This is a genomic window from Caulobacter sp. GW821-FHT11A05, from assembly GCF_058809015.1.
Genome location: NZ_JBXASF010000003.1, coordinates 134,871 through 150,536, shown reverse-complemented (window position 1 = coordinate 150,536; position 15,666 = coordinate 134,871). Strand labels below are relative to the sequence as shown.

General features: G+C 67.5%; 12 protein-coding genes and 1 pseudogene. 6 read left to right on the top strand and 7 right to left on the bottom strand.

Annotated elements, in window-relative coordinates:
* Positions 1-6 precede the first annotated feature (6 nt).
* The 3 genes from AC1RSK_RS06665 to AC1RSK_RS06655 form a co-directional block, all read right to left on the bottom strand.
* Positions 7-786, bottom strand: coding sequence for a kinase (locus tag AC1RSK_RS06665; RefSeq protein ID WP_492906694.1), 780 nt, complete (start codon positions 784-786; stop codon positions 7-9).
* A gap of 17 nt (positions 787-803) precedes the next feature.
* The gene (locus tag AC1RSK_RS06660; RefSeq protein WP_492906692.1) at positions 804-2,117 is read right to left on the bottom strand and encodes a hemolysin family protein; all 1,314 of its coding nucleotides are present in this window, start codon (positions 2,115-2,117) and stop codon (positions 804-806) included.
* Between the two features lie 99 nt (positions 2,118-2,216).
* Positions 2,217-3,173, bottom strand: a complete 957-nt coding sequence (locus tag AC1RSK_RS06655) for a hypothetical protein (RefSeq protein WP_492906690.1) — start codon at positions 3,171-3,173, stop codon at positions 2,217-2,219.
* Positions 3,174-3,312: 139 nt separating this feature from the next.
* Here AC1RSK_RS06655 and fliQ point away from each other — a divergent pair, with 139 nt between their 5' ends.
* From fliQ to cckA, 4 genes are all read left to right on the top strand, one after another.
* Positions 3,313-3,576 carry a flagellar biosynthesis protein FliQ gene (gene fliQ, locus AC1RSK_RS06650; RefSeq protein ID WP_492906688.1) on the top strand — a complete coding sequence of 88 codons (264 nt, stop codon included), beginning with the start codon at positions 3,313-3,315 and terminating at the stop codon, positions 3,574-3,576.
* A gap of 8 nt (positions 3,577-3,584) precedes the next feature.
* The gene (fliR, locus tag AC1RSK_RS06645) at positions 3,585-4,352 is read left to right on the top strand and encodes a flagellar biosynthetic protein FliR (protein ID WP_492906686.1); all 768 of its coding nucleotides are present in this window, start codon (positions 3,585-3,587) and stop codon (positions 4,350-4,352) included.
* A 3-nt stretch (positions 4,353-4,355) separates the two neighbouring features.
* Entirely contained in the window at positions 4,356-5,435 is a 1,080-nt protein-coding gene (flhB, locus tag AC1RSK_RS06640) for a flagellar biosynthesis protein FlhB (protein WP_492906684.1), read from the top strand.
* 364 nt (positions 5,436-5,799) lie between these two features.
* Entirely contained in the window at positions 5,800-7,866 is a 2,067-nt protein-coding gene (cckA, locus tag AC1RSK_RS06635; RefSeq protein WP_492906873.1) for a cell cycle histidine kinase CckA, read from the top strand.
* Positions 7,867-8,066: 200 nt separating this feature from the next.
* On the opposite strand, the gene AC1RSK_RS06630 is transcribed toward cckA, so the two are convergent.
* Positions 8,067-9,260, bottom strand: a complete 1,194-nt coding sequence (locus AC1RSK_RS06630) for a calcium-binding protein (RefSeq protein ID WP_492906682.1) — start codon at positions 9,258-9,260, stop codon at positions 8,067-8,069.
* Between the two features lie 215 nt (positions 9,261-9,475).
* On the opposite strand from AC1RSK_RS06630, the gene AC1RSK_RS06625 reads away from it, so the two are divergent.
* Complete coding sequence (locus tag AC1RSK_RS06625) at positions 9,476-9,796, top strand: hypothetical protein (RefSeq protein ID WP_492906680.1); 321 nt, start codon at positions 9,476-9,478, stop codon at positions 9,794-9,796.
* A gap of 11 nt (positions 9,797-9,807) precedes the next feature.
* Here the strand turns inward: AC1RSK_RS06625 and AC1RSK_RS06620 are convergent, their stop codons facing one another.
* Together AC1RSK_RS06620 and AC1RSK_RS06615 are read right to left on the bottom strand one after the other, a co-directional pair.
* Positions 9,808-10,923 (bottom strand): calcium-binding protein, encoded by a 1,116-nt coding sequence (locus AC1RSK_RS06620; protein ID WP_492906679.1) that lies wholly within the window; start codon positions 10,921-10,923, stop codon positions 9,808-9,810.
* Between the two features lie 104 nt (positions 10,924-11,027).
* Positions 11,028-13,421 carry a hypothetical protein gene (locus AC1RSK_RS06615; RefSeq protein WP_492906677.1) on the bottom strand — a complete coding sequence of 798 codons (2,394 nt, stop codon included), beginning with the start codon at positions 13,419-13,421 and terminating at the stop codon, positions 11,028-11,030.
* A gap of 239 nt (positions 13,422-13,660) precedes the next feature.
* On the opposite strand from AC1RSK_RS06615, the gene AC1RSK_RS06610 reads away from it, so the two are divergent.
* On the top strand, positions 13,661-15,493 hold the full coding sequence (locus AC1RSK_RS06610) for a DUF885 domain-containing protein (RefSeq protein ID WP_492906675.1): 1,833 nt from the start codon (positions 13,661-13,663) through the stop codon (positions 15,491-15,493).
* On the opposite strand, the pseudogene AC1RSK_RS06605 reads toward AC1RSK_RS06610, so the two are convergent.
* Positions 15,463-15,649 (bottom strand): annotated as a pseudogene (locus tag AC1RSK_RS06605) (hypothetical protein). The gene AC1RSK_RS06610 and the pseudogene AC1RSK_RS06605 sit on opposite strands and share 31 nt — an antisense overlap.
* Positions 15,650-15,666 lie beyond the last annotated feature (17 nt).

Here is a 15,666-nt window from a genome sequence, read left to right as displayed (position 1 = left end):
GCGACGCTAACGGGATTCCACGGGCGCGCCCACGGGGCGGCGATCAGCGTCCAGCTGGATCGAAACACCCGGCAGCCGGCCGCCGGCCAGCATGTGGCGGGTGAGGCGCTCGTAGTGCTGGATGAACCGGTGCAGGGCCGTGGTTTCCTCGTCTGTCATGGCGCGGCCGAGAAGTCCCGCCTGCTGCTCGCCGCGCCAGCGTTCGACGATCTCGAAATCGGGGGCGAGGAGGTGCATGAGCTTATCGAAGCGGCCAAACATTGTAGCATAGGGGCCAGCCAGGAAGCGGTTTACCGCCGTCCGCCAGAGGCCGTCCGGGTCCTCGTCGCGTTCGAGGGCGTTGACGGGAGTCTCAAGCATTTCAGGGGTTTGCGGCGTCGCGCCGAGGCACCAGCCTTCGATCAGGATGGCGGTAGGGCGGCCCTCGAAGACCGGCCAGGCCTCCGGCGGCAAGCGGTCGTCGGCCAGTTTGTCGAAGGCGGGCAGGGGCGTACGGCTGTCCGGACCGGCCGCCGCCAGGGCGTCCAAGACCGTCAAAAGCATGGGTATATCATGGGTGCCGGGTACGCCTCGGGTAGCGAAAAGGTTATGTTGGCGTTGCGACAGCGACAGGCGTTCATGGGCGGTGAGGTAGACATCGTCCAGCGACAGGTGCGCCGCCCCGATCGCCTCGGCGACGGCCGTCACCAGCGTGGTCTTGCCCGACCCCTGGACGCCCGACACCCCGATCAACGGCGGACCATTCTTACCCGGCGCGAACGCCAGGTCGGTCAGCGCCTTTTCCAATACCGGGTATGGCCGGATCATTCCGTTTTCGGCTTGGGCTTGGCCGGCAGCTTCTTGAAGAGGAGCTTGTCGATGCGCCGCTCGTCCATGTCGACGATCTCGATGCGGTAGCCGCCGTAGGAGAGGGTCTCGCCCTCCTTGGGCAGGTGGCCCAGCCGCTGCAGCACCAGGCCGGCGGCGGTGTGGAAGCCGCCGTCGTCGTCGAGGTTGAGGCCCAGGTCCTTGTTGAGGTCGTCGAGGTCGGCGCGGCCGTCGACCAGGAAGCTGCCGTCCTCGCGCTGCAGGATCGACTTGGGGGCATCCTCGTCGTGGCTCTCGGGGAAGTCGCCGGCGATCATCTCGAGGATGTCGATGGCGGTGACCACGCCCTCCAGGGCGCCGAACTCGTTGACCACCAGGGCCATGTGGTGCGGCGTCTGCTTGAAGAGTTCGAGGGCTTTCAGGACCGTCGTGGTCTCGGGGATGTAGAGGGGGACGACGACCAGGGATTCGAGGTCCAGCGCCCCGCCGTCGAGGATGCGGTCGAGCAGGCTCTTCTTGTGGACGATGCCCCGGGGCTCGTCGATGTCCATGCCCTCGGCGACGACGATGCGGCTGTAGGGGCAGGCGCGGATCTCGGTCTTCAGGGTCTCTTCGCTGTCGGCCAGGCTGATCCAGTAGACGTCCTTGCGAGGGGTCATGGCGACGCGGATCGGGCGGTCGCCCAGCCGCATGACTTCGGCGATGATCGTCTGTTCCTCGGGCTCGATCAGGCCGGCGTTGGCGCCCTCGGCCAGGACGGTCTCGACCTCCTCCTGGGTGATGGCCTCGCCGCTGTTGTCCTTGACGCCCATCAGGCGAAGGAGGCCGGCCGTTGAGATGGTCAGAAGGCTGACGAAGGGGTGCATGGCCTTGGCCATCAGCGACAGCGGCCGGGCGACGATGCCGGCGATGGTCTCCGGATAGATCATCGCGAAACGCTTGGGGGCCAGCTCGCCGAGCACCAGGGAGAAGTAGGTCAGCAGCACCACGACGATGCCGGTGGCGATGACGTGGCTGTAGTCGGCGATGGCCGGGATGCCCGCGAAGGTCTTGGCCAGCTCGCCGGCGATGGTCGCCTGGCCGTAGGCGCCGGCCAGGATGCCGATCAGGGTGATGCCGACCTGCACGGCCGACAGGAAGCGCGTCGGGTCCTCGGCCAGCCGCAGCGCCTCGGCGGCGCCCTCGTCGCCCTTCTCGGCGCGGGACTGAAGCTTGGCCTTGCGGGAGGAGACGACCGCCAGTTCCGACATGGCGAAGACGCCGTTGAGCACTACAAGGAGCAGAACCACGGCGCAGGCGATGAGTAACATGGTCTCGGGTCAGGCGACGGGGCGCGGCATGCCCCACGCTGGGGAGCATAAGCGGTGATTGGTCGCAACGCGAGGACCCGATGTTGTGAGGGGGCCTCGCTAGTCCAAGGATAGCGCGGCGTCGCCGAGGTTGACGCCGTCGAAGACCTTTTCGGCCGTCAGAACCGCGATCTTGGCTTTCACCGTGTTGCGGCGTCCGGTGTAGTCCGGGTTGCCGCTCCCGATGAGATGCAGGGCGGCCAGCTTGTCCGCGAGCGCCGGCTTGGCCAGCGCCGCCTTGATCTGGTCCTTGGATCCACGGCCTTGGTGGACGATGTCGGAGACCCAGATCGCCAGACGCGGATCCTTGCCTTTCAGGCTGTAGTTCGTAGCCGCCGACTTGATCTTTCGGCGCATGATCGAGAATGCGGTCTTGACGGAAGCTTCAACCGCTCTTGGATCGTTGATGAGCCAATGCATGAGCTTGGCGGCATTCAGCGCCTCGGCGTCGCCCGCGTTGAGCGTGTCAGGATTGAGATAGGTCATGAAGCCGACGATCTGGTTCTCGACCTTCCCGTTTGGCCGATGGACCGCCGTGACGGTCTCGAGCGAATAGGTCGAGGTCCCTTCGGTCCGATGCACCTTTCCGTTCCTCAGCGACAGGTCCGGGAAATAGTCGGCCGCCTTTGGCAGGGACAGCAGTTCACGGAACAACAGGATGAGATTGTCGCCCGGGGTGTGGGCGGCCAGTTGATAGAATCCGAACGTGAACGCCGCGCGGTCGTAGGTGTTGACGATCAGATGATGGCCGCCGCCCTCGGCGACGACGGACGGCCAGATGAAATGCGCCCAGAGCCCGAGCGTTTTGAAGGCTTCCGCGCGGTCGTAGAAGAGCGCCGGAATCTGATCCATGACGCGGGTCTGATAGAGGCCGCGATGGGCGCCGTCGCCGTCATTGAACGAAACGGTCTGGCCGACGAGAAACTCGGGCTCCGCCGAACCGTCGCGTTTGGCGAACCACTTCGTCTTGAATTTTTGCGGCGAACCGTCCGTGCGGATGGTGAAGGTGATGGCCATGTGTGCTCCCCCCGGAGATGCAACGCTGAGGCGTTTCAGATTGCGATGTTATGCATGGTGGCGCCGGTCCGTAAACACCCGTTAACCATACTGCGGCAAATCTCACGCTCGTTCCCGATTCCACGCGTGAGGTATTTCCATGAACGGCGCTGAGGTTCTCGACGTCGGTCGCGACGCCATCTGGCTGACCATCCAGCTGTCGGCGCCCGTGCTGATCGTCGGTCTGGTCGTCGGGGTCGGCATCGGGCTGATGCAGGCGCTGACGCAGATCCAGGAAGCGACCCTGGTCTACGCGCCCAAGATCGTCGCCATCTTCGTCTCCCTGCTGCTGTTCCTGCCGCTGATGGGCGCGCTGATGAGCGGCTTCTTCAACGGTATCGCCGCCCGCATCGCCGGCATGTAAGGACGCAGGTGGAAGCCTACGCCACCGCAACCCAGGTCTATGCCGCCGGGCTGATTTTCGCCCGGGTCGGGGCGCTGGTGATGCTGCTGCCGGGGATCGGCGAGCAGAGCGTGCCGCCGCGCATCCGCCTGAGCTTCGCGCTGCTGATGTGCCTGGTGCTGGCGCCGCTGGCGGCCCGCAACGTCTTCGTGCCGGCGACCATGGGCGACATGGGGCTGCAGGTGATCCGCGAGGTGCTCATCGGCCTGACCATCGGCATGATGATGCGGCTGTTCCTGTCGGCCCTGGCCACGGCGGGGGAGGTTGTGTCGATCCAGACCACGCTCGGCTTCGCCCAGACCGCCAACCCGATGCTGGGCCAGCCCAACGCCACCCTGTCGACCTTCCTGAGCCTGATCGGGGTGGTGCTGATCATGACCACCGACCTGCACCATCTGTTCATCGGGGCCATGGTCAACAGCTACGAGCTGTTTCCGCTGGGCAAGGCCGGCGTTCCGGTCGGCGACGCGGCCAGTCTGGCCGTGCGCACCGTGGCCGGCAGTTTCGCGCTTGGCATCCAGCTGGCGGCGCCGGTGATCGTGTTTTCGCTGATCTTCAACCTGGCGGCCGGGCTGGTCGGGCGGATCATGCCGCAGTTCCAGATCTATTTCGTCACCTCGCCGCTGGCGGTGATCTTCGGCCTGTCCCTGTTCGCCCTCAGCCTGGGCGTGGTCGGCACGGTGTGGGTGGGCCGCTACCGCGAGCTTATCGGCACATTTGCCGGCACGGGAGGCTGATCCATGGCGGACGATGAAGCCTCCTCGAAGACAGAAGAGCCAACACCGAGGAAACTCGAGGAAGCCCGCAAGAAGGGCGACGTCGCCAAGACCCCGGACCTGCCGCAGCTGTTCAGTCTGGCCGCCGTGGCCGGGGTGATCCTGATCGGCGGCGGCTGGCTGTCGACCGACATGACCGCCAAGCTGTTGCCGTTCATCTCCCACCCGGAGGCGATGGACCTGTCGGGCAACGGCGGGGTGGGCATCGCTCAGCAGGCGATCATGGCCGGGATGCCGGCGCTGATGGCGGTGATGGTGGCGGCCGGCATCGCCGGCATCGCCGGCAATGTGGTGCAGCACGGCCTGCTGTTCACCGCCGAGAAGATGAAGCCGGACCTCAAGAAGGTCAGCCCGCTGGAGGGCTTCAAGCGCATCTTCGGGCCGGACGGCTGGGTGCAGTTCCTCAAGAGCACGCTGAAGATCCTGGTCACCGGGGCGGTGGCCTGGATGGTGCTGAAACCCCATGCCCACGAGCTGCAGGGGCTGGCCGCGGCCGACCCGGCGGCCATCCTGCCGGCCACCATGGCGCTGACCAAGGCGCTGTTCTTCGCGGTGCTGTGCTTCCTGCTGGTGACGGCGGGGGCCGACTGGCTGTGGCAGCGCGCGCGCTTCATGAAGCGCATGCGGATGAGCCGCGAGGAACTGAAGGACGAGTACAAGCAGTCGGACGGCGACCCGCATGTGAAGGCCAAGCGCAAGCAGATGCAGATGGAGGTCTCGCGCCGGCGGATGATGCAGAACGTGCCGACCGCCACGGTGGTGGTGATGAACCCGACCCACTACGCCGTGGCGCTGCGCTACGTGCAGGGGGAGACGGCGGCGCCGGAATGCGTGGCCAAGGGGGTGGACGAGCTGGCGCTGCGGATCCGGGCGGTGGCCGAGGAGGCCGGGGTGGCGATCATCGAGGATCCGCCGCTGGCCCGGGCGCTGTTCGCGACGACCGAGGTCGATAAGGCGATCCCCGAGGCGCACTATCAGGCGGTGGCCAAGATCATCGGGTTCGTGATGAGCCAGAAGGCGTCGCGGGCGACGACGCTGCGATGAGTATTTCAACCGCGTTCCTTCTCCCGCTTGCCGGGAGAAGGTGGCCGCGAAGCGGTCGGATGAGGGCAGCGCCGGCTTGTCCTGCGGGCCATGAAAACCGTCGGCGCTACCCGCGCCAGAACGTGCCTCAGCTTGCCGAAGCTGGCGCTGCCCTCATCCGACGGCCTTCGGCCGCCACCTTCTCCCGACGAGCGGGAGAAGGGCTCCGCGCTGCGCGCTCCGCAGCGGGAGAAGGGCTGCGCGCTGTGCGCTCCGCAGCGGGAGAAGGGCTCCGCGCTGGGCGCTCCGCTCCCCGATTCGGGGTCGGTTCCATTAACGAGTATCCTCCCCAATGAGTGATTCGACGCTGACCCCCAAGGAGCCGATGGCCCGTGGCGACATGAGCGAGAAGAAGAAGTTCCGGTTCGATCCCCTGGTGGGTTCGGCCGCGGTGTTCTTCGTGCTGGCGGTGGGGTTCGCGGCCTATCCGGCCCTTGAAGCCGGGGTCGAGACCCTGGCCGGGCTGCTGTTGCTGATCGGCTTGGCGGGCGTGGCCTGCCTGGGCCTGCTGGCCTTCCGGGCCTCGGGGACGCCGAACGAGGTCGACGACACGCCGGTGCTGGAGGCCATGGTCGAGGCGCTGCCGGAGGCGGCGGCCGTGGCCGGGCTGGACGGCAAGGTGATCGCCGCCAACGAGCACTGGGCCGCCGAGCTGGGCGCGGGCGGACGGCTGCCGCGCAACGGTCAGGCGGCCGGGCTGTACGGCGCCTTCAACCGCGCCCGCCGCGGGTTGCCGGCCCATACCTCGCTGAAGCTGAAGGAGGGCGACCGCGACCTGACCGTCGCGCCGCTGGGCCCGGGCCGCTTCCTGCTGCGGCTGGCGCCGGTGCGGACCCTGGCCGCGCCGCCGAGCGAGGTCAGCGCGAAGGCTCTGGCCATTCCGACCGCCGACGAGGCGGGGCTGGACGCGCTGGCCGCTGCCTCGCCGTTCGGCGCGGCGCTGCTGGACGGGGCCGATGTGTTCACGGCGAAGATCGTCGAGGCCAACACGGCCCTGGGCGACATCACCGGCGGGGCGGCCAAGCCGGGCCTGGTGTTCGGCGAGCTGGTGGCCGAGAGCTCGCGGCTCGACGCTGGTCTGGGCGCCGCCGAGGGCCGGGCCGGGCCGTTCGAGGTGCGGCTGGCGCACGACAACGCCCGCATCGGGCACCTCTACCTGAACCGCCAGGGCGGGCGGCTGACCGCCTATCTGGTCGACGTCTCCGAGCAGAAGCAGATCGAGCTGCAGCTGGCCCAGGCCCAGAAGATGCAGGCCATCGGCCAGCTGGCCGGCGGCGTGGCCCACGATTTCAACAACCTCTTGACCGCCATCCAGCTGCGGCTGGACGAGCTGTTGCAGCGCCATCCGCTGGGCGATCCGTCGTATGACGGGCTCAACGAGATCCGCCAGACGGGGGTTCGCGCCGCCGACCTGGTGCGCAAGCTGCTGGCCTTCAGCCGCAAGCAGACGGTGCAGCGCGAGGTGCTGGAGCTGGGCGAGCTGATCAGCGAGTTCGAGGTGCTGCTGCGCCGGCTGCTGCGCGAGGACGTCAAGCTGGTCACCGAGTATGGCCGCAACCTGCCGCTGGTCAGAGCCGACAAGAGCCAGCTGGAGACGGCGGTGATGAACCTGGCCGTCAACGCCCGCGACGCGGTGCGGGCGGCGGGCAGCGGCGGGGTGGTGCGTATCCGCACGGCCCGGGTGACCCATGTCGAGGCCGCCAACCTGGGCTATGCCGGCCTGCCGATGGGCGATATGGCCCTGATCGAGGTCAGCGACGACGGCCCGGGGATTCCGCCCGAGGTGGTCGGCAAGATCTTCGACCCCTTCTTCACCACCAAGCCGGTCGGCGAGGGCACGGGCCTGGGGCTGGCCACCGTCTATGGCATCGTCAAGCAGTCGGACGGCTGGATCCATGTCGAGAGCGAGCCGGGGCAGGGGGCGGTGTTCCGCATCTTCCTGCCGGTGCATGTGCCGGTCGCCGGGGCTCTGCCGGTCGTCGAGGCCGCCAAGCCGGTTCGCCAGCCGGCCCGCGACCTGTCGGGCGTCGGCCGCATCCTGTTCGTCGAGGACGAGGACGCCGTGCGCGGGGTGGCCGCCCGGCTGCTGCGGGCGCGCGGCTACGAGGTCATCGAGGCGGCCGACGGCGAGGAGGCCCTGGAGCTGTGCATCGAGCACGCCGGCACCATCGACCTGTTGATCAGCGACGTGATCATGCCGGGCATGGACGGACCGACGCTGTTGAAGAAGGCGCGCGGCTATCTGGGCGACGCGCCGGTGATGTTCATCAGCGGCTATGCCGAGGCCGAGTTCAGCGATCTGCTGGAAGGCGAGGAAGGGGTGTCGTTTCTGCCCAAGCCGATCGACATCAAGACCCTGGCCGAACGGGTGAAGCAGCAGATTGCGGCTTAAGAGCCCGGTGACTGTCTCGCGCAGCGTGACTGTCACCGAAAGGTGGCGGGCGCTTGATGCGGGCGCGACGCCGTCTCTGCCGATCCAGAGGCCGCTTTGAGGCGAGGCCACCCTAGTCGTTAGCGCGGGGCAGGGGACCGTGACCGCGCGCCGCGCGACCGGGCGTCGCGCAAATCCCCAGAACGGGCGTCAGCGCCGCCTCAGAGCAGCCAGCCGGCGCTGTCGCCGGTGACGTCGCCGTTGATTTTCATCTGGTAGTCGACCTTGCCGTCGCCGTCGTTGTCGAGGCGCAGGGTGGTGATGCCCGAGGCGAAGGTCAGGGTCATCTCGCCTGCCGTCTTGCTGAAGGCGGCGACCAGCGAGAAGGCGCCGTCGGCGTCGCCGGAAATCAGGTTCGAGATATCGACGATGTCGCCCTCGGCGGTGCTGAAGTCGTAGACGGTGTCGGTCTCCAGCGTCGCGGCCGTCGCGCTGTTGTTGTCGATGCGGAAGATGTCGGCGCCGGCGCCGCCGCGCAGCAGGTCGTTGTTCAGCCCGCCGAGGATGATGTCGTCGCCGTCGCCGCCGTTGAGGGTGTCGGAGCCGGCCTCGCCGTAGAGGCGGTTGTCGCCAGCGTTGCCCTGGATGTTGTTGGCCAGGCCGTTGCCGTGGCCGTTGACGTTGGCCGAACCCTCCAGCTGCAGGGCCTCGACATTGTCGACGAGTTCGAATGTGGCGGTGGAGCGGACGATGTCATAGCCCTCGTTGGCCAGTTCGATCAGATCCAGGGTGTCCTGGTTCTGGATGACGTAGATGTCGTTGCCGAGGCCGCCGAGGAACCGGCCGCCGCCGGCGCTGACGTAGAAGGTGTCGGCGCCGGCTCCGCCCTCGGCGATGTCGCCGCCATGGGCGCCGGAATAGATGCGATCGTTGCCGTCGTCTCCGAAGATCCAGCTGTTGCCGTCCGAGTGGATGGCGTCGGCGCCGCCGCCGCCATAGACCCAGCCGCCATCCAGGCCCACGTGGATGACGTCGTTGCCCTCGCCGCCGTCGATCCAGCCGCCAGGACTCCAGATCGTGTCGGCGCCGTCGCCGCCGTCGATGCTGTCGGTGAGGTTGACGCTGTAGATGACGTCGTTGCCCTCGTCGCCGTACAGCTGGTTCTCGCCCGCGCCGCCATAGAGGACGTCATTTCCCTGGCCGCCCCGTAGGTAGTCGTCGCCGGCTTCGCCATAGAGGGCGTCATTGCCGGGGCGGGCATTGAGGTAGTCGTCGCCGTCGCCGCCGTAGAGGAGATCGACGAGGTAGCCCGTCTCGATGATGTCAGAGCCGGCGAGGCCGTAAACGGTGTAGGCGACATTGAGATCGACCGGCTGAATGGTGTCATGGCCGGCGGTTCCGGTGATGGTCGGCATGGTGTTTCTTCCCCGGGGGACGGACGGATGGACGCCCGGCGCCGGTCCAATCCCCATTTTGCGTCATCGAAGGTCGTTCACAGGTGTTTACGAGACCTTACCAAGCGGCGGAGGCCCCGCCGCCAGCCCGCCGATCAGGTCCTAGTTTCGCCTCACAGACCGGTGATCCTCCGATCGTGCTGGCGATGGGACGCGCCACCGCCTAAAGGAAGCGCGTGAACGACTATATTGAACTCCAGGGCGCTGATGGCGTCCCGCTCCGCTTCCGGCTCAACACCCGGCTTGAGGAGTTGCCGGCCATGGCCGGCAACTTCGTCTGTGTGCGGGACAAGGGCGGCGAGCTGGAAGTCATCTGCGCCGGCGCGGCCAACAGCCTGCAGTCGGCCGCCAAGGCCTGGAAGGGCGCCAAGGACAAGGGCGCCGAGGCGCTGTACGTCCGCCTGAACGTCGCCGGGGCCACCCGCGCCCAGGAGCTGGACAGCCTCGTCGAGCGCTACAAGCCGGCCCAGGTGGTCAGCGAAGGGCCATCGGCCTAGGCCGGCCCCGGCTAGACAAGCCAGCCGGTGTCGCCTGTCAGGTCGCCGTTGAGCTTCATCTGATAGTCGGTCTTGCCGTCGCCGGTGGTGTCGATGCGCAGGGTGGTGACGCCCGAGGCGAAGGTCAGGGTCATCTGGCCCGCCGCCTTGGTGAAGGCCGAGACCAGGACGTAGCCGGTGGAAACATCGACCGTATCGCCTTCGGCGACCGAGAAGTCGTAGACTTGGTCGGTCTCGATCGTCGCGCTGACCGAGCCCGAAGCGACAAAGGTGTCGGCGCCCGCGCCGCCCCGAAGCAGGTCGTTGCCGGAGTCACCGTAGAGGCGGTCGTCGCCGTCATTGCCGTTGAGGGTGTCGACGCCCTCGTTGCCGTACAGCCGGTTGTTGCCGCTGTTGCCCTGGATGTTGTTGGCCAGGTCGTTGCCGCCGCCGTCGATGTTGGCGCTGCCGGTCAGCTGCAATCCCTCGATATTGTCGTCCAGCGAGTAGGCGTAGTCGGTCCGGACGATGTCGTAGCCTTCATTGACCGCCTCCATGGCGTCGTGGCCTTCGCCGCCCTCGAAGACGTAGACGTCGTTGCCGAGCTGCCCGTACATGAAGCCGCCGGAGCCGCCCGGCCCGACGTAGAAGGTGTCGGAGCCGTCGCCGCCTTCGGCGAGGTCGCCATTCATGTAGATGCGGTCGTTGCCGTCGCCGCCCATGATGAGCGCGCCGTTGCCGTAGATGATGTCGGCGCCATCGTCGCCGCTGACGATACCGCCGCCGGGCAGGACGTAGAAGGTGTCGTTGCCGGCGTCGCCGTACATGGCGCCCGTGCCGATCAGCGTGTCGTTGCCGGCCCCGCCCAACATGGTTCCGCTTTCAGCGGCGCCGGGGCTGCCGTCGCCGCTGTAGAGGGTGTCGTTGCCGCCGTCGCCGGTGATGACGTCCTCGCCGGCCCCGCCGTAGATGATGTCGGCGCCGCTGCTGCCGGTGATGAAGTCGCCGCCAGCCCCGCCGTAGATGAGGTCATTGCCAACATAGCCGTCGATGAAGTCGTCCCCGTCGAGGCCGTAGATCGTATAGGGCTGCACGACCGGCGGCGCTTCGATGGTGTCGGCGGCGTTGGTTCCGGTGATAACGGGCATGGCGAGACGTCCCCAAAAGACCGGGGCAAATCGCGCCGGCTGCGGGACGCAGAATTGTTTACCTGTGTTGCCAATTCATGAAGCTTACCCAAAGCGGGTGATCGTCAGAGCGTCCAGCCGCCACTGTCCTCGGTGACGTCCCCGTTGATCTTCATCTGGTAGTCGACCTTGCCGTCGCCGTTGACGTCGAGCCGCAGGGTGGTGATCCCGCTCGCGAACGAGAGGGTCATCTGGCCGGCGGATTTGGTGAAGCTGGAGACCAGGGCGAAGGTCCCGCCATAGGCCAGGGACAGGTCGATGATGTCGCCCTCGGCGGTCGAGAAGTCGTAGACTTGGTCGGTCTCCAGCGACGGGCCGCCGAAGCTGTTGCCGAACACATGGAAGACGTCGCCGCCCAGGCCGCCGCGCAGCAGGTCGTTGCCGTTGTCGCCGACGATGTGGTCGTTGCCGTCGCCGCCGTTGATCGTGTCGACTCCGGCCCGGCCGTACAGCCAGTTGGCCCCGGCGTTGCCCTGGATGTTGTTGGCCAGGCTGTTGCCCTCGCCCTCCAGGTCGTCGGACCCCTGCAGTTCCAGGCCCTCGATGTTGTCGTCCAACTGGCCGATGCCGATGCCGGTGCGGATGATGTCGTAGCCGCCATTCACGGCTTCGAAGACCTGGTCGCTGGCGTCGTCGACCAGGAAGATGTCGTTGCCCAGGCCGCCGGTCATCAGGTCGGCGCCCGCGCCGCCGTCCAGGTAGTCGTTGCCGTCGCCGCCGGTCAGGGTGTCGATGTCGTCACCGCCGTCGAAGCGGTCGTTGCCGAGGCCGCCGGTCAGGGAGTCGGCGCCCAGACCGCCGTTCAGCTTGTCGCCGCCGTCGCCGCCGTCGAGCGCGTCGTCGCCGGCGTCGCCGTTGAGGACGTCGCCGCCCGCGCCACCCAGCAGGTCGTCCGCCCCGTCGCCGCCGTTGAGCAGGTCGCCCAGGTCGCCACCGTTGAGTTCATCGTCTCCGGCCAGGCCGTTGAGGGTGTCGCGGCCGCCGCCGCCTGAAAGGCTGTCGTTGGAGAAGCCGCCGGCCAGGACGTCGTCGCCGGCGGTCCCGGCGCGGTCGACGCGGCCGTAGAGGATGTAGGCGGCGCCGGTGCTGTAGACGCCACCGGAGTCGGCCAGGTCCGCGCCGATGAGCAGGTCGTCGATGCCGTCGCCGTTGACGTCACCGACAGATGCCATCCCGTCACCGGCCCCGTCATAGGCTTCGAACCCGTTGACGACGAAGCCATCGGTCCCGTCGAGGAGCAGCAGGTCGAGTGTGGGGTCGAAACCTGCCCGTCCGTAGACGACGAAGATCAGGGTGTCGCTGGCGCCGTCGGGTAGGCCGGTGATGGCGAAGTCGTCGAACCCGTCGCCATTGAGATCCCCCGCCGAGGAGACGGTCTGGATAACGGTGGAGCCGACACCGCTGATGCGGAAGCCGTTGGTCCCGACGAGGTCGGCCACGCTCAGGCTGGCCGTCCAGGTCGCGGCGCCGAGGATGACCGCCGCGCCCTGGTATCCACTGCTGGCGACGATGTCGTCAAAGCCGTCGTTGTTGATGTCGCCGGCGACGGCGACGGAAAATCCGAGGTAGCTGCGATTGATGGCGCCCTGGATGCGGAAGCCGTTTGTCCCGTCAAGGTCGCTGGTCGCCAGGCCTGCGGAGAAGGCGTCGCCGGCGCCGTGGCCGAAAACGACAAAGACCTCGCCGCGAAGATCGCCGCCGGCGTCAGCCTGGCTGGCGCTCAGGACGATGTCGTTGATGCCGTCGCCGTTGATGTCGCCGGCGGCGGTGGTGAAGCCAAGGTAGCTCTCGAAGTCGCCGGTGACGACGAAGCCGTTGGTTCCGTCGAGATCATCCAGCGAGAAGAAGGCGGGCATGGCCGACTGCGTGCCGAAGACCACATAGGTGCGGCCGAACATCATGCCGTCGCCCGGGCTGTAGTCGTAGGGCGCGGAGACGGCGATATCGTCGATGCCGTCGCCGTTGACGTCGCCAAGGACCATGACGTCCCGGCCGGCGCTGAAGGAGCCCGCGGCGGCGGTGATGCGAAAACCGTCCGAGCCGCCGAGGGTCGCCAGGGTGACGCTGGGCGTGAAACCGTCGGTCCGGCCGAACAGGACGTAGGCGCCGCCGGGATAGGCGCTGACGATCACGTCGTCGACGCCGTCGCCGTTGAAGTCACCGCCGCCCCAGACCTCGGCGCCGGTGCTGTCAGATAAGGGGCTGTCCAGGCGGAAGCCGTTGGTTCCGTTCAAGGTCGTGAGGTCGATGGTCGCCGGCAGGCCAGCAGCGCTGCCGAACACCACATAGGCGACGCCGGTCGCGGTGTTCGAGCCGAGGATGAAGTCGGCGTGGCCGTCGCCGTTGATGTCTCCGGCCGGGCCGACCGACCACCCCAGATAGGCCGAGGTGGTGACACCAGGAATGGTTACGCCTTCGGACGCGCCGAGCGCGGCCAGATCAACAGAAGCCGGAAACATGGAAATCCCCCCAAGCGCCGGAACGACCGGCGGACGTTAGATGCCAAGCCAGGGCAGGGTTGTGAAGGCGGAATCTGGCCGACGGCGCAATGGACGCGGCGGTCATCGCCGCCCGCCCCCATTACGCCGATTTAACCCCCGGCCCGTTGCCGCAGCGGGACAGGCGGCTTACCCCTGTCGGCCAGCAAAATCCGGCGCGCCGCGCCCGTGTTCAAAACCGCTCTGGGGAGCTGCCATCCATGATGAACCGCCGCGAACTCTTCGCCTCCGCCACCGCGCTCGCCGCCATGGCCGCCGTGCCGCGGTTGGCTAATGCCGCCGCCCCGACAGGCGAAGCCGCCAAGATGTACGCCATGTTCGACCGCTCGATGGACGAGGCCATGCGGCGCTCGCCGGAGCTGCCGACCTATCTGGGCATCGACAACGGGGCGATGGCCTGGAGCAAGAGCCTGCTGTCGGACGGGTCGGCCACCGCCCAGGCCGAGAACCGCGCCCAGAACACCAAGCAGCTGGCCGAGCTGCACGCCATCGACCGCAAGGCGATGACCGGCATGGACGCCATCAACTACGACACCGTCGACTTCGTGCTGTCGGTGCAGGAAGAGGGCAATTCGAAGTTCGCTTATAACAACGGCGGTTCGGGCGCCCCCTATGTGCTGAGCCAGCTGACCGGCAGCTATCAGTCGACGCCCGACTTCCTCGACACCGCCCACAGCATCGAAACGGCCGACGACGCCGACGCCTACCTGTCGCGGATGGAATGCTTCGGCCGCAACCTCGACAACGAGGCCGAGACCGGCCGCCGCGACGCGGCCATGGGCGTCATTCCGCCGGACTTCGTGCTGAGCAAGACCGTCACCCAGATGGAGGCCTTCCTGGCCACCAAGACCGCCGAGACCACCCTGGTCGCCTCGCTGGTCCGCCGGGTGGGGGAAAAGAACATCAAGGGCGACTACGCCAAGGTCGCCGCTGCCCTCTACGACGAGAAGGTGCGCCCGGCGCTCGAGCGCCAGCTGGAGCTGGTCAAGAGCTGGCAGCCCAAGGCCGTCCACGACGCCGGCATCAAGCGCCTGCCCAAGGGCGATGAGTACTATGCCGTCTCCCTGAAGAACTACACGACCAGCGACATCAGCCCCGCCGAGGTGCACCAGACGGGCCTGGACATGGTCAAGAGCCTGGGGGCCAAGGCCGATGTGCTGATGAAGAAGGCCGGCTACAGCAAGGGCACGGTCGGCGAGCGCTACGCCGCCATGATCGCCGATCCCAAGCAGCACTGGCCCAACACCGACGAGGGCAAGGAAGCGCTGCTGGTCAGCTTGAACGAGCAGGTCAAGGCCATCACCCCCAAGCTGCCGGCCTATTTCGGGCAACTGCCCAAGGCACCTGTTGAGATCCGCCGCGTGCCCAAGGCCATCGAGGCCGGCGCGCCGGGCGGCTACTACAACTCTCCCTCGCTCGATGGGAAGCGGCCGGGCATCTACTGGATCAACCTGCGTGACAGCGGCGAGCAGCCGAAGTTCCTGCTGCCGACCCTGACCTACCACGAGGCGATTCCGGGCCACCACCTGCAGCTGGCGCTGAACAACGAGGCCGGCGACCTGCCGCTGATCCGCAAGGTGATCGGCTTCTCCGGCTACAGCGAGGGCTGGGCTCTGTATGCCGAGGAACTGGCCGTCGAGATGGGCATGTACAAGGGCGACCCGGTCGGCGAGGTCGGCATGATCCACGACGCCATGTTCCGCGCCGTGCGGCTGGTCGTCGACAGCGGCATGCACAGCATGGGCTGGAGCCGCGAGCAGGCGGTCAAGTACATGGTCGACAACGTCGGCGACCAGGAGAGCGCGGCGATCACTGAGATCGAACGCTACTGCGTGTGGCCCGGCCAGGCCTGCAGCTACATGGTCGGCAAGATCACCTTCCTCGAGCAGCGGGCGCGGGCCAAGAAGGCGCTGGGCTCCAAGTTCGACATCCGCAAGTTCCACGACGCGGTGCTGCTGTCGGGCGGCACCCCGCTGAAGGTGCTGGAGAACGTGGTCGGCGACTACATCGCCGCGACGAAGGGCGGGAAGTAACACCCAAAACCGTCATCCCGGACGGTCCGAAGGGCTGAGCCGGGACCCAGGGGCCGCCAGCGCATTGCCGGCGGCCTCCTAGTTGGCGCGCACCGCTCCCGGGGCCCGGCTCTCGGCGCTCCGGCCGGGATGGGCCGAATACCACCTAGCAGGCACCGGCGTTCGAGCCGTTG

What these genes read in the sequence shown, in the direction of transcription:
- AC1RSK_RS06660 (WP_492906692.1), bottom strand. Translation starts at nt 2,117, where the DNA reads ATGTTACTCATCGCCTGCGCCGTGGTTCTGCTCCTTGTAGTGCTCAAC.
- AC1RSK_RS06655 (WP_492906690.1), bottom strand. Translation starts at nt 3,173, where the DNA reads ATGGCCATCACCTTCACCATCCGCACGGACGGTTCGCCGCAAAAATTC.
- fliQ (WP_492906688.1), top strand. Translation starts at nt 3,313, where the DNA reads ATGAACGGCGCTGAGGTTCTCGACGTCGGTCGCGACGCCATCTGGCTG.
- flhB (WP_492906684.1), top strand. Translation starts at nt 4,356, where the DNA reads ATGGCGGACGATGAAGCCTCCTCGAAGACAGAAGAGCCAACACCGAGG.
- cckA (WP_492906873.1), top strand. Translation starts at nt 5,800, where the DNA reads ATGGCCCGTGGCGACATGAGCGAGAAGAAGAAGTTCCGGTTCGATCCC.
- AC1RSK_RS06630 (WP_492906682.1), bottom strand. Translation starts at nt 9,260, where the DNA reads ATGCCGACCATCACCGGAACCGCCGGCCATGACACCATTCAGCCGGTC.
- AC1RSK_RS06620 (WP_492906679.1), bottom strand. Translation starts at nt 10,923, where the DNA reads ATGCCCGTTATCACCGGAACCAACGCCGCCGACACCATCGAAGCGCCG.
- AC1RSK_RS06615 (WP_492906677.1), bottom strand. Translation starts at nt 13,421, where the DNA reads ATGTTTCCGGCTTCTGTTGATCTGGCCGCGCTCGGCGCGTCCGAAGGC.
- AC1RSK_RS06610 (WP_492906675.1), top strand. Translation starts at nt 13,661, where the DNA reads ATGATGAACCGCCGCGAACTCTTCGCCTCCGCCACCGCGCTCGCCGCC.